10 protein-coding genes are annotated in these 14,045 nt (G+C 32.9%); 7 read left to right on the top strand and 3 right to left on the bottom strand.

Annotated features, from left to right (window positions below; translation table 11 throughout):
* The first annotated feature begins 37 nt into the window (after positions 1-37).
* The 7 genes from ABD715_RS08560 (at position 38) to ABD715_RS08530 (ending at position 7,866) form a co-directional block, all read left to right on the top strand.
* Complete coding sequence (locus ABD715_RS08560; RefSeq protein WP_344787746.1) at positions 38-1,717, top strand: hypothetical protein; 1,680 nt, start codon at positions 38-40, stop codon at positions 1,715-1,717.
* Entirely contained in the window at positions 1,717-2,721 is a 1,005-nt protein-coding gene (locus ABD715_RS08555; RefSeq protein ID WP_344787745.1) for a vWA domain-containing protein, read from the top strand. The genes ABD715_RS08560 and ABD715_RS08555 overlap by 1 nt, the downstream gene beginning before the upstream one ends.
* A gap of 64 nt (positions 2,722-2,785) precedes the next feature.
* Positions 2,786-3,826, top strand: coding sequence for a VWA domain-containing protein (locus tag ABD715_RS08550; protein WP_344787744.1), 1,041 nt, complete (start codon positions 2,786-2,788; stop codon positions 3,824-3,826).
* A 75-nt stretch (positions 3,827-3,901) separates the two neighbouring features.
* Entirely contained in the window at positions 3,902-4,789 is an 888-nt protein-coding gene (locus ABD715_RS08545; RefSeq protein WP_344787743.1) for a tetratricopeptide repeat protein, read from the top strand.
* 54 nt (positions 4,790-4,843) lie between these two features.
* The gene (locus ABD715_RS08540; RefSeq protein WP_344787742.1) at positions 4,844-6,619 is read left to right on the top strand and encodes a BatD family protein; all 1,776 of its coding nucleotides are present in this window, start codon (positions 4,844-4,846) and stop codon (positions 6,617-6,619) included.
* 1 nt (position 6,620) lies between these two features.
* Positions 6,621-7,370, top strand: a complete 750-nt coding sequence (locus tag ABD715_RS08535) for a tetratricopeptide repeat protein (RefSeq protein WP_344787741.1) — start codon at positions 6,621-6,623, stop codon at positions 7,368-7,370.
* A 28-nt stretch (positions 7,371-7,398) separates the two neighbouring features.
* Positions 7,399-7,866 (top strand): hypothetical protein, encoded by a 468-nt coding sequence (locus tag ABD715_RS08530; protein WP_344787740.1) that lies wholly within the window; start codon positions 7,399-7,401, stop codon positions 7,864-7,866.
* Between the two features lie 80 nt (positions 7,867-7,946).
* Here ABD715_RS08530 and ABD715_RS08525 read toward each other — a convergent pair whose 3' ends face one another.
* The 3 genes from ABD715_RS08525 to ABD715_RS08515 all read right to left on the bottom strand — a co-directional run bounded on the left by ABD715_RS08525 (position 7,947) and on the right by ABD715_RS08515 (position 13,923).
* Positions 7,947-9,605, bottom strand: coding sequence for a sulfatase (locus ABD715_RS08525; RefSeq protein WP_344787739.1), 1,659 nt, complete (start codon positions 9,603-9,605; stop codon positions 7,947-7,949).
* Positions 9,606-9,743: 138 nt separating this feature from the next.
* Complete coding sequence (locus tag ABD715_RS08520; protein WP_344787738.1) at positions 9,744-12,284, bottom strand: glycoside hydrolase family 2 TIM barrel-domain containing protein; 2,541 nt, start codon at positions 12,282-12,284, stop codon at positions 9,744-9,746.
* Positions 12,285-12,447: 163 nt separating this feature from the next.
* Positions 12,448-13,923 (bottom strand): sulfatase-like hydrolase/transferase, encoded by a 1,476-nt coding sequence (locus tag ABD715_RS08515; protein ID WP_344787737.1) that lies wholly within the window; start codon positions 13,921-13,923, stop codon positions 12,448-12,450.
* Positions 13,924-14,045 lie beyond the last annotated feature (122 nt).

The raw sequence follows: 14,045 nt of genomic DNA, 5'->3' as shown, positions 1-14,045 counted from the left end.
AATAGGTCTGGTTGAGCGCAGTGGAAACCTAATTAAAATGAAAGAAAATAGTTTAAATATAAAAGGATTAAGAATTAAAAATCAAGAATCAAAACCATTTGGTTTAAGGTCAAAGTTTGCTTTGTCTTTTTTCTTGTGCCTTATCTCTTTATTCTCGTTTTCGCAAGTAAAATCGTCTGTAGAAACAAATTCTATTCGAATAGGGGAGCAAATTACCTATAAAATAGAGGTAGAGGCAGATTCTACAAAACTAGTAGTTTTTCCAGAAGGGCAATCGTTTGGCGCTTTGGAAATGATAGAAACCTATCAAATTGATACCACCAAAAACAAAGACAAATTCAATTTAGTAAGACGTTATGGCTTAACGCAATTCGATTCTGGATATTACAATATTCCGAAACAGAAAATTATAATTGGCGATAAAACTTTTTTTACAGACTCGTTGGATGTACGTGTAAGCGAAGTCGTTGTAGATACAACAAAACAAGGACTTTACGATATAAAGCCTATTGTTGAGGTTAACCAAATGGGAAGCGATTGGTGGAAATATTTATTGTACGCCCTAATGGCTATTGCAGCTATTGCAGCTCTGTTGTATTGGTTTTTATGGCGTAAAAAACCGTTAACAGAACAAGAAAAAATAGCGCTTTTACCTCCTTACGATAGGGCAAAACTTGCGCTTCAAACCTTAGATAAGTCTAGTTATTTAGAAGAAGAAAATTTAAAAGATTATTATTCTGAATTAACATTTATTATAAGAAAATATCTTGATGAGAAAGTTTACGATCGCGCGCTAGAAAGTACAACAGACGAACTTATAGACAGACTTAATTTACTTAAAAAAGCTAATCAAGTCGATTTAAGTAAAGAAGATATTAAGAATTTAGAAAGTATTTTAAAACGAGCCGATTTGGTAAAGTTTGCTAAGTCTGCACCAGATATAGAGCTAGCTAAAATAGATAGAGATACTATTGATATAGAAATAGACCATGTAAGAGAAGCATTGCCAGAACCTACCGAAGAAGAAAAACTACTAGACGAGCAATACAGAGAAGAGCAAGAACGCAAACAAAAACGTAAAAAAATATGGATAACAGTTGGTATTAGTGTGTTTTTATTAGTTGCTACCGTAATTGGTTTATCTTTTAAGTTTGGTTTTGATTATGTAAAAGACACTGTTATTGGGCACGATAGTAAAGAGTTGTTAGAAGGAGAGTGGTACACAAGTCAATACGGTATACCGCCAGTTACTATTACCACGCCTAAAGTTTTAAAACGTATGGAACCGCCAATACCAGAAGAAGCGAAACAGCAGGTAGAAATGACCATGTTTGGCTATGGTAGCTTAATAGATAAATTTAATGTAGTAGTGGTTACTACTAAAATTAAAAATTTAGGCGAAAATAAAATAGAGCTTAAACAAATAGCAGAGCAAAGTATAAAAATGATGGAAGCTCAAGGTGTAGAAAACATGCTTGTTAAAACAGATAAGTTTGTTACGCCAAATGGAGCAGAGGGTTTAAAAACACACGGAACAGGTAATTTTCCAACGTTAATAGAAGGCGAGAAAGAATCTGGAAACTATACCGTTTTAGTATTTAATGCAGAAAATGTAATACAACAAATTGTATTAACTTGGAAGGAAGACGATACTTATGCAGATAAAATAGTAGAACGTATTTTAAATTCTGTAGAACTTAAATATGATGAAGAGTAATGTTAGAAGGGATACAATTTTTAGATAAAGAGTTTTTTTGGTTGTTGTTATTATTACCATTAGCGGTTTTTTGGTATGTGCTAAAGCACAAAAAACAAACAGCAGAACTTAAAATATCTAGCTTAAAGGGATTTAAGGTAACCAATTCGTGGTTGCCAAAGCTTAAACACTTATTATTTGCATTACGTTTATTTGCGCTAGCTATATTAATTACCGCTTTAGCAAGACCACAAACGGTAGATGTGTCTACAAAAACAAAAACTACGCGTGGTATAGATATTGTAATGGCCATAGATGTATCGGCTAGTATGTTGGCTAAAGATTTATTGCCAAACAGACTAGAAGCGCTTAAAAAAGTAGCTGCAGAGTTTATAAAAGGTAGGCCAAACGATCGTATTGGTTTAGTAGAGTATGCAGGCGAAAGTTTTACAAAAACACCAATAACCAGCGATAAATCTATTGTTTTACGATCGTTAAGAGATATAAAATATAACACTATTATAGAAGGCGGAACTGCTATAGGTATGGGTTTGGCAACATCTGTAAATAGGTTAAAAGATAGCAAGGCTGTTAGCAAAGTTATTATTTTATTAACCGATGGTGTAAACAATTCTGGTTTTATAGATCCTAAAATAGCGAGTGAATTGGCTTTAGAATACGAAATTAAAACCTATACTATTGGTTTAGGAACTAACGGAATGGCATTGTCTCCGGTGGCACTTAATAGAAATGGTGGATTTCAATACGGGCGTGTTCAAGTAGAAATAGACGAAGAATTATTAAAAGAAATAGCCGAAGTTACAGGTGGTAAATATTTTAGAGCAACAAACAATAAAAAGCTAGAAGAGATTTACGACGAAATAAATAAACTAGAAAAAACAGAGGTAGAAGAGTTTAAGTTTTATAACTACGAAGAAAAGTATAGATCTCTAGTGCTCTTAGCGGGTTTATTGTTGTTAATAGAGTTGTTAATGCGCTTTACCTTTTTTAGAAGTTTTGTGTAAAAGTATTTTGCTATATCCGCGAAAGCGAAAAAAAGTATTAAAAATAGAATTTTAGAGTTGTTATATGTTTGATTTACTAGAAGAAAAAATATGGTTTTGGACGTTGCTAATCATTCCTGTGGTTGTGGTGTTGTTTCTATTACTTCAAATTTGGAAGCGAAGTGCGCAGAAAAAATTTGCAGATAAGCAGATGCTTAATAGGTTAAGCCCTAATAAGTCTTTTTTTAAATCTATTTTAAAAGTTATAGTGCTTTGTTTGGCTTTTGCATGTTTATCTATGGCTTTAGTTAACCCTAAAAATGGCACAAAATTAGAAACCGTAAAAAGAGAAGGTGTCGATATCGTTTTTGCTGTCGATGTGTCAAAAAGTATGCTGGCCGAAGATATTGCGCCAAACCGTTTAGAAAAATCTAAACAGTTAGTAACACAAATTGTAAATAATTTAGCAAGTGACCGAGTTGGTATTATAGCCTATGCAGGTAAAGCATTTCCGCAATTACCAATTACAACAGATTATGCCTCGGCAAAAATGTTTTTAAACAACATGAATACCGATATGCTATCGTCTCAAGGTACAGCAATTAGTGAGGCTATTAAGCTAGCAAAAACTTATTTCGATAATGAAGAGCAAACCAATCGTGTGCTAATTATTATTTCTGATGGAGAAGACCATACAGAAGAAGCTGTATCTATTGCAGAAGAAGCAAATAAAGAAGGTATAAGAATATTTACAATTGGTGTGGGCGATTTAAAAGGAGGCCCAATACCAATTAAGAAAAACGGTATTGTACAGAGTTATAAAAAAGATGGACAAGGCGAAACGGTAATTACCCGATTAAACGAAGAAACTTTGCAAGGTATTGCAGAAGAGGGAAATGGCGCCTATATAAATGGTAAAAACACAGATAATGTGGTAGAAAGCATTCGCGAAATATTAAATAGTATGGATAAAACCGAGTTTGAAGCTAAACAATTTGCCGATTTTAAAGATCAGTTTCAATGGTTTTTAGGTTTCGGAATATTCTTTTTATTATTAGATGTGTTCTTGTTAGAACGTAAAACTGCTTGGCTGAAAAAACTGAATTTATTTAATGAGAATTTTTAGTAAATCTGCAGAAGCGAAACATTTATAAAATATTTAACGAAGAAAAATAACAAGGTTTTTTATATTAGAAATAAAATGATAAAACAAATAGTCTTAGCAACAATGGCATTAGTTACGTCGCTTTCTTTTTCGCAAGATAAAGAGGCTTTGTTAGCTATAAAAAAGGCAAATAATCATATTTACGAAGCAAATAACTTAGCTAGTAATGACGATTTTGTATCGGCCGAAATAGAATATAGAAAGGCTTTATCTAATCAGCCTTTAGCAGTAACGGGAGCTTATAATTTAGGTAATTCGTATTACGAAAAAGGAAATTATGAAGAAGCTTTGTATAGGCATCAACAAGCAGCAAAAGGCGCAACATCTAAAGCAGAACGCCATAAAGCATTTCATAATATGGGAAATGTTTTAATGAAAAACGAAAATTACAAAGAAGCGGTTGAAGCTTATAAAAATGCTTTAAGAAATAACCCAACAGACGAAGAAACGCGTTATAATTTAGCCTTAGCAAAGAAAAAGCAAAAGGAGCAAGAAGATAAGAAGCAAGACGAAAATAAAGACGACGAGAATAAGGATAATAAAGATAAAGAAGACAAAGACAAGAGTAAGGATAAACAAGACGAAAATAAAGAGAATAAAGACAAGGATAGCAAGGATAATAAGGATCAGGATAATAAAGACGATCAAGATAAAGAGGACGAGAATAAAGATAAGGGAGACGACGAGAAGAAAGACGAAGATAAAAAAGATGATAAGGGAGACCCTAAAGATGAGAAAGAAGATAAAGGAGATAAAGACGAAAAGAAAGACGAGCAAAAGCCACAGCCTAAACCAGGACAATTATCACCTCAGCAAATAAAAAGCCTTTTGGAAGCTATGAATAATCAAGAACAAAAAGTTCAAGAAAAAATGAATGCTGAAAAACAAAAAGGTGTTAAAGTAAAAACAGAAAAAGATTGGTAAAAAAGCTTCTTTTTTTGTGAGCCTACTACATAAAGGAATTTATTAAAAGTAAAAATGAAATTGAAAAAGTACGTATCTATATTATTACTCTTGTTTGCAACAAGTTTTGCTTTTTCGCAAGTAAAATTTGAAGCAAAGGTTAGTAAAAGTAAGCTTGGTATAAACGAACGATTGCGTGTAGATTTTGAAATGAATAAAGATGGCGATAACTTTAATCCGCCAAGTTTTTCAGGATTCTCAGTTGTTGGAGGCCCAAATCAATCGGTTAGTAATTCGTGGATTAATGGAGTTAGGTCGTTTAAAAAAACATACAGTTATTTTTTAGCGCCCAAAAAACGAGGTAATTTTACTATTACACAAGCAACCATAGTTATAGATGGCGAAACCTATAAAACAACACCTATAAAAGTAGTAGTAACAGCTGCTATCGATAAACCAAAAGATCCTAACGACCCTAATTATATAGCGTCAGAAACAATTCATTTAGTTGCAGAGGTTTCTAAATCTAACCCATATTTAAACGAGGCTATAACTGTAGTTTATAAATTGTATGTCTCGCCAAGTACAGGTGTAGATAATTGGCACGAAATTGACAGTCCCAGATACAACGATTTTTGGAGCCAAACGATAGACACTAAAGGGCAAAAGGTAGAAAACGGTACCTATAAAGGCGAAGAATACCGGTTTTTAGTGTTAAGAAAAGCGGTTTTGTATCCTCAAAAAACAGGGAAATTAAATATAGAGCCATTAAGTCTAGATATTACGGTACAAGTACCATCAAATAGACGCGATATTTTTGGTAACCGCATGATGACGCGTGTGCATAAAACCGTATCTGCAGGTAATAAGACAATTAATGTAAAACCATTACCAGAAGCTGGTAAGCCTATAGATTTTACTGGTGCAGTAGGCGATTTTTCTTTTAATGTTTCTACAAGTAAAACAGAATTAAACGCATCAGAGTCTTTACAAACTAAAGTTGAGGTTAAAGGAAAAGGAAACTTAAAATTATTTAACTTACCTAAAATAGCGTTACCAAGTTCTTTAGAGGTTTACGAACCAGAACATGTAGAAAATGTAAGAACCAATTTATCGGGTATGCAAGGTAGTATTTCAGATACTTATACCGTAGTGCCTCAGTATAAAGGTAAATACCCTATCCCTAATATTTCTTTTTCTTATTTCGATTTAAAAACAGAAAGCTACAAACGTTTATCGTCTAAAGAAATTGTTATAGATGTATTAGAAGGACCATTAAATAATGCGGTACAAACAGGTGAAGAAACCAGTATAGGTAGTGCAAAGCAGCGTGTTGTTTTAAATAACGATCAGTTTGCTTTTATTAAAACTAAAACCAATATTGAATCTATATCGCAAAACTATTTTTTTAAAACACCTTTATTTTGGAGTGCTTTGTTGTTGCCTTTTTTAGTAATTCCTATAGCTATAATTATTAGAAAAAAGAAAGCGACAAGAGATGCCGATGTATTTGGTAACAGAATAAGAAAAGCCGATAAACTGGCAAAGAAATATTTAAGTAATGCCAAGAAAGCCTTAGGTAAAAAAGAAGCTTTTTATATAGCCTTAGAAAAAGCATTGCATAATTATTTAAAAGCCAAATTGCATATAGAAACAAGTGATTTAAGTAAAGATAAAATTCAAGTTTTATTAACCGAAAAAGGTGTAGAAGCCGAGGTTATAAAAGATTTTAATGCTATTCTAGAAAGTTGCGAACTGGCACGTTATACGCCAATAACCATTGTAACAATGCAAGAAGATTACAATAAAGCAGCACAAACCATTTCTTTAATAGATAAACAAGCACGTTAAGATGAAAAACCTAATATACATCCTTGCATTTTTGTTTAGTACTGTAACTTTGGCGCAAAACGATGCGTTATTCGAAAAAGGAAACACTTTGTATAACGATGGCGAATATGCTCAAGCTATTGATGCTTATAAAGCTATTTTAAAAACAAAAAAACACTCGGCCGAGGTTTATTTTAACCTTGCGAATGCGCATTATAAATTAAATAATATTGCACCAAGTATTTATTATTACGAAAAGGCTTTACAGCTAGACCCTAATGATGCAGATATAAAAAACAACTTATCGTTTGCAAAAAATATGACTATTGATGCTATAGATGTGTTACCAGAAACAGGATTTACTAAACTTGGAAAAAAGATAACACATGCTTTTACTTTTGATGGTTGGGCAAAATTAGCAGTAGCTTTCGCGTTTTTATTTGTGGTATTATTTCTAGCTTATTATTTCTCTTTTTCTACTGTTAAAAAGCGTTTAGCTTTTATAGTAAGCAATGTGTCTTTGTTGTTAATGGTTATATCTTTAGTATTAGCTTTTCATAAATATAATTTAGATAAAAAAGATAATCCTGCTATTGTTTTTTCTCAAGAAAGTAAGGTTAAAAGCGAACCTAATAAACGCAGTGAAGAGTCTTTTAGATTACACGAAGGTACCAAAGTACAGGTACTAGATTCTATTAAAGAATGGAATAAAATTAAGCTGTCTGACGGAAAAACAGGATGGATATCTGCAGACGATATTAAAGCACTTTAATGGTTTTTATTAAGAATAGCATAAAAATATGAACAAGCTAAAAAAAATTATGCTGGTTCTAGTAATTTCAATACTTGTATTTATTGGTTTATTACTTTGGTTTTTAGCTTACTCCTCTACAACTGATGTTTCTAATACTGCAAATTTTAAAGCTTATATAAATAAACCTCTTATAGTTAAACAGGCATCGGTATTAAAACGAGGAGACTTAAATTCTAATAGATTTAAAGAGTATTTTATAGATGTTAGTACTTTACAAGAGGATAAGACAGTAGTAAAAAAATATAACGTAGGAGATACAATATTTTTTACTTCAGCAAAAAAATATTTTAGTAATCACGTAGGAGACAGTTACTATTTAATAGGTAAAGAAAAACTAAAATCTGGCAAAATTATAGAGTTTGAATATTCTGCTAGTTTTATCTATTCTCCTGCTATTTGGGAAACTTCTAAAGCATTTTTAGACAGAAGAAAGTTAAAAGTAGATTATCCATAGAGAAGAAGAGACTAAAACTACTTTTAACGATATACTATGCTATTAATAAACAATCTCTTTAAAAGAATTGCTCTTTTATACTAGTTTAAAACCGCTTTATTGCCTTTCCATCCTTTATTAAATTGTTTTAAAAGTTTTGCAACTAATTCTGGGTTTTTATCTGCAATATTTACAGTTTCTGTAGGGTCGTTTTTATGGTCGTATAGTTCTATAAATAAAGGTTTACTTTCTGGTTTAGTATAGTCTTTCCAAACAATCATTCTATAATACTCTGTGCGCATGCTATAGCCCATTAATCTGTTTTCGAACAAATCGCGATCCCATTTATTTTTTAGTTGAGTTTTAATTTTTCCTTCTACCTCTTCAATTAATGGCCCAAAATAGGTTTCTCGCATACCTTGCGATAAAGGGTTTGCAGCCCATTCTCTTAAAGCTGGAGTTGGAAACTGACTAAATGCAGCAGATTTCCATATTTTATCTGGACTGTCCAATAGAGGTGCAAAACTTTGACCTTCTAAATGGTTTGGTAACTCTATTCCTGCTAATTCGCATAAAGTTGGATATATGTCTACTAATTCTACTAAAGCATCAGATTTTTTACCTCTAGTTGTTGCAGGCATATTTGGTGTCCATATCATTAGTGGTACACGTGTACCAATTTCATAATTAGTGGCCTTTCCCCAAATGCCCATATCCCCTAAATGCCAACCATGGTCGCTCCACACAATTATTATCGTGTTATCTCTTACTCCAGCTTCGTCTAAGGCATCAATCATCTTACCAATTTGGGCATCAATGTAGCTTACGCAAGCTAAGTAAGCATGTTTAAGGGTTCTTGCCATCTCGTCGTTAATTGGTCCTTTTTTTGGTATACCGTAACGCGCTCTTAATTCAAAAGAAGGATGTAGCCCCATTGTTGCTCCGTTTTCTGGAGCTTCTGTTTGGGTAGCTAATTTTATTTTTGAAGGATCGTATAAATCCCAATACTTTTTAGGTGCTAACCAATTTAAGTGTGGTTTTTTCATTCCCATTCCTAAAAAGAAAGGTTTGTTTGGGTTTTTAGCAAGCATATCTTTCATGGTAACAATGGCTAACTCTGCATTGTAGCCATCTTCGTAAAAGGTGTCTTCGACATCTGCTTTTTCGAATGCAGGACCTTTTCCTAAGCCATTTCTTGGTGCGTTTTTTCCATATTTAGCAATAACTTCTGCTGTACTTTTTTTAGAAAATTCTTGGTTTTCTGGTAGGGCGTAACCGCCAGGAGTTCTACTTTTTTTAATGGTCATTTTATTGTTTGCGGGCTTTCTACTCCAAGATTTTTCGTTATCTGCCCAAGATGGTTTATGGAAAATTTTACCGGTGTGAACAGTTTCGTAACCGTATTTTATAAAATGTTGAGGGATAGTTACTATATCTGGATTGGCTTCTCTAAAATATGTAAAGTTCTCTATAACGTTAATAGTTTCTGGTCTTGACCCCGTCATTAAACTAGCTCTTGAAGGGCTACATATAGGTTCTTGACAATATGCTCGATTAAACAATAAACCATGACTTGCTAGTTTGTCTAGGTTGGGTGTAATGGCAATTTCTGAACCATAAGCGCCAATTTCGGGCCTTAAATCATCAATGGCTAAAAATAAAATATTAGGCTTTTTTGCTGGTTGTGTTTCTTTTGGTGTTTCTTTGGTTTTACAACCAAACAGTACGGAAAGTAAAAACACTATTTTTAGCAGTTTCATAATCATGGAATTTGATAAATTTTTATCAAATTACGGAAAATTCTATGCTAAAAATAGTGCTTTGTTTAACTTACACTTATTAGTTTTTAACTTGTTTAAAATGTATTCCTGTATTTATGGGAATATATTTTAAATGTTTTATTTAATTTGAAGTGTTATTTCTTGGTTTTTAAATCCTTCAGCCTTTGCTATAACTTTTACTGTTCCTGCTTTTTTAGTGGACTGAAGTATCATTAAACATCTGCCTTTTCCTGTTTTAATAGTGTTAGATTGAAAGTCTTGTGTGTTTTCGCTAATACCAGTATCAACACCTAGTAGTTTGGCATCGCCAATAATTTCGAATTCAATATTAGCATCTTCGGTTTTTACAGCTAAGCCATCTTTATCAACTAATTGTACCACAAAATGAGATACATCGTAACCATCTGCTTTTAAATTAGTTTTATCTGCGGTTAGGTTTAATTTTGTTGCTTTAGATGTTGTTTTTAATTGGGTAGTAATTTCTTTTCCTTCTTTAATTGCTTTTGCAGTAAGTGTTCCTGCTTGAAAAGGAATGGTCCAACGTAATAACCTATCTGGGCTATTTGCCATTTTTCTTTTACCTAAAGAGCGATCGTTTATAAATAATTCTACTTCTGGGAAATTAGTACAAACTTCTACAACCACAGATTCTCCTTCTTTATAATTCCAATGCATATTAGAGTCTCTCCATTTATAAGCATTACTGTTTTCTGGTAACTGTTGACCAGAAATACCGGTTTGTTTAAATCCAGACTTTGCAATAGGTAAAGTACCAATAGAAAGGTGAGGCTCGTCTACCCAAACACTTTTAAAATAATTCCAGCCTTGTAATTCAAAACCAGCTAAATTTAAAAGGTCTCCCCAACCACTTTTTGCAGGCCAATCTCCATCGCGTTCTCCCATATAAGAAATTCCTGTCCACATAAATTGGCTGAATACGCCCGGATTATCAATTACATGTTTTAAATCGTCCCAAGTACCAGGGTTTTCGTTAATAGTAATATGTCTGTCTGGCCAGTGTTTTTTAGCCCATGCAATATCTTTATTTCTATAGCTAAATCCAGAAATATCTACAGCGTCTGCATAGCCACTTACCATACTTGTTTGTGGTACTACCATATTGGTTGTAACAACTCTAGTTGGGTCTAGTTCTCTAGTCCATTTTGCTAGTTTATGTGCAGTTTCTGTTAATATATGCTCTCCTTTTTCGGCAGCATCGTAGTTTGCTTTTATTTGTTCTGGCGTTAAAATAGGCTCGCTTCCCCAATATTTACCAGATGCCTGTGGATTGTTTGGATCTTTCCAAAAACCAGTATCGTATCTGTAATGTAAATAAGTCCATTCAATTTCGTTTCCAATACTCCATTGAAATACACTTGGGTGATTTCTATCGCGTAACATGGTGCGTGTTAAGTCGCTTTTAGCCCATTCTTGAAAATGCTCTACATAACCCCTAGTAATGTAATCTGTGCTACGATCGTGGTAGTTTTTTCTTTTGTCTTTCGCGTAATCCCATTCATCAAAAAACTCATCTTGTACCAAGATTCCCATTTCGTCACATAAATCTAAAAACTCTTTAGAATACGGATTGTGAGCTGTTCTTATTGCGTTAACGCCACAAGCTTTAAGTTTTTCAAAACGTCTTCTCCAAACTCCTTTTGGTACAGCAGCACCAACTAAACCACCATCATGGTGAATAGAAATACCTCTAACTTCTGTAGCGACTTCATTTAAATAAAAACCAGTTTTAGCGTCAAAGCGTAAGCTTCGAATGCCAAAAGGAGTTGTGTATGTGTCTAATACTTTACCTTTTTGAATAACAGAAGTTACTGCGCTGTACATGTTAGGGTTTTCGGTGTCCCATAATTTAGGATTAGCTAGCGAAAAATCTTGAGAGAAGGTATTTTGTTTATTAGCTTCTATATTTAATTGTTCTTCACTTAAAGCAACTTGATTACCTTTTTCGTCTAAAATTTTAGTAGATAAGGTGAAATTTTCGTTAGCTGCTAATTGATTTTTTACTGTAGTTTCTAAATGAATAGAGGCTTTTTGTTTTGTGGCTATTGGAGTAGACACAAACGTACCCCAAATAGGAATGTGTAGTTTGTTAAGAGTAATTAGTTTTACATTTCTGTAAATACCACTACCTGTATACCAGCGAGAATCTGCATATCTTGAATGGTCTACATGAACTGTTAGTATGTTTTCTTTATCTTTATTTAAAAGCGTTGTTAAATCAAAATAAACAGGAGAATAACCGTAAGGATTCTCTCCTAAACTTTTGCCATTTAACCAAAATTTAGCGTTGTTATATACACCATCAAATAATACATAAACACTTTTTTCGCTAATATCTTTAGGGGTTTCAAAATGTTTTTGATACACACCAACTCCTCCAGGTAAATAGCCTGTGCACCCTTCTAGCGTTTTATCAAAAGAGAATTCTACACTCCAATCGTGGGGAAGTCTTACGTCTCTCCAATTTGCATCGGGTAGAGGTACGTTGGTAAGTTTAGTAGTGTCTTTTTGTAGTTGAAATTTCCAATCGAAATTAAAATCGGCCTCACGGTTAAAAGAACCGTCAGAATTTGTTGTTTTTTCTTGACAAGAAAACAAACAAATAGCAATAAATAGAGTTGTAAAAATGTTTTTAATCATGCTGTGTTTAGTTTAAAACGCAAGTTACTCATACAATTTTTACAATGATAAAAATGAAACTAAAAATATTACCTTGTCAAGTTTATTTCTAGCTTAATTTTATCGATTTTACTTTATTTACTCCTTCTATTATCTCTCTAGTGTGAATATTTAGAGAAAATTATTAATGTCCAGAGGCTGGTTTAATTAACTTATCTACCTCAAATGTTTCATCGTATTTTGGCATTCTTCCATCGTTCCACATTTCTTCATCTTGAGCAGAATAATACCATAAAGGAGTTATAAAAGTTTCTGTCCATTTTTTAGTTTCTGCAACCATATTTTTAAGGCGTTCTGGGTATCTACCTCCCATATTTTTCTTTTCTCCAATATCTGCTGTAATATTAGTTAAACGCCAAGGCTCGTTACCTACACGTGTAATTTTCCAATCGCCTTGTCTAGCACCAACATCGCAATGACCATGCCTGTAGCGTAAGCAGTAAATTAATTCGTCTTTATGTGGCTCTTTGTTATTTATTACATCGTCCATAATCTCTTTTCCATCCAACTTGTTATTTTTTGGTAAACTCGCCCCTGCAAGTTTTGCAAATGTTGGATATATATCTAATGACGATACTGGGTGATCAAATTTTTTCCCTGTTTTTATTTTATTTGGCCAATGAAAAAACATAGGTACACGATATCCACCTTCCCAAGCATCTCCTTTGGTTCCCTTTAATGGATAATTACTTGCTCCATGATCAAAATTACCTCCATTATCGCTTAAAAATACGATTAAAGTATTATCAAATTGGTTGGTTTCTTTTAAAGTCTTTACAATTTCGCCCATGCCCCTATCTACAGCGTAAACCATTGCAGCATATGTTCTTCTATCTTTATCTTGTATATGAGCAAATTTTTGCATGTCGTCCTTTTTTGCTTGTAAAGGTACATGTGGTGCATTGTAAGCTAAATAGATAAAGAAAGGGTCTTTGTTTTTTGATGCTAATTTAATACCATTAACAGCCTCTCTAGATAAAGCATCTGTAATATACTCTGTTTCTCTTACTTCTTTTTTATTATGCTCTAATGGTAAATAATAATCTCTTATGTTTTTATTACCTGCCTTAAGCTGTTTTTCGTATATTTTTAAATATTGCTCTGGGAAATAATCATGCCCACCACCTATAAAACCATAATAATTATCGAAACCTCTATTATTAGGGTGATACTTAGGGGCTGCACCTAAATGCCATTTACCAAAAGCACTAGTATAGTAACCAGAGTTCTGTAAAACTTTAGACATAAAAACATCCTTTAATGGTACTCCCATATTGTCTTCATTTTTTTGACTAGAATTACTATGTAAATTAAAAGGTGTCCCTATTTCTTGAGAATAACGTCCTGTTAGTAATGATGCTCTACTTGGACCACAAAAAGGATGCGCCACATAGGCAGATGTAAAAACCACTCCGTTTTTTGCTAGTTTATCCATTTCTGGAGTAACAATATCTGTAGAACCATTAAAGCCTACATCTGCGTAACCAAGGTCGTCACACAAAACTAGTAATATATTTGGGCGTTCTGTTTGCGCTATACAACTTGTTAAAAACAAGAATGTACTAGCTAAAAGTAAGTGTATTTTTTTAATAAAATTCATAACAATATATTATTTAAAATAAGTAGGAGTAAAACATTTTTAAAACATTGAATTATTCTTTTACCAAAAAAAAGATAAAAAGACGAGTTATTAAGCTCAAAACTTACCCTATAACTTAATTA

It is taken from the genome of Postechiella marina (assembly GCF_039538365.1).
Taxonomy (GTDB): Bacteria; Bacteroidota; Bacteroidia; order Flavobacteriales; family Flavobacteriaceae; genus Postechiella; species Postechiella marina.
This window is presented reverse-complemented; position numbering and strand designations above follow the sequence as displayed.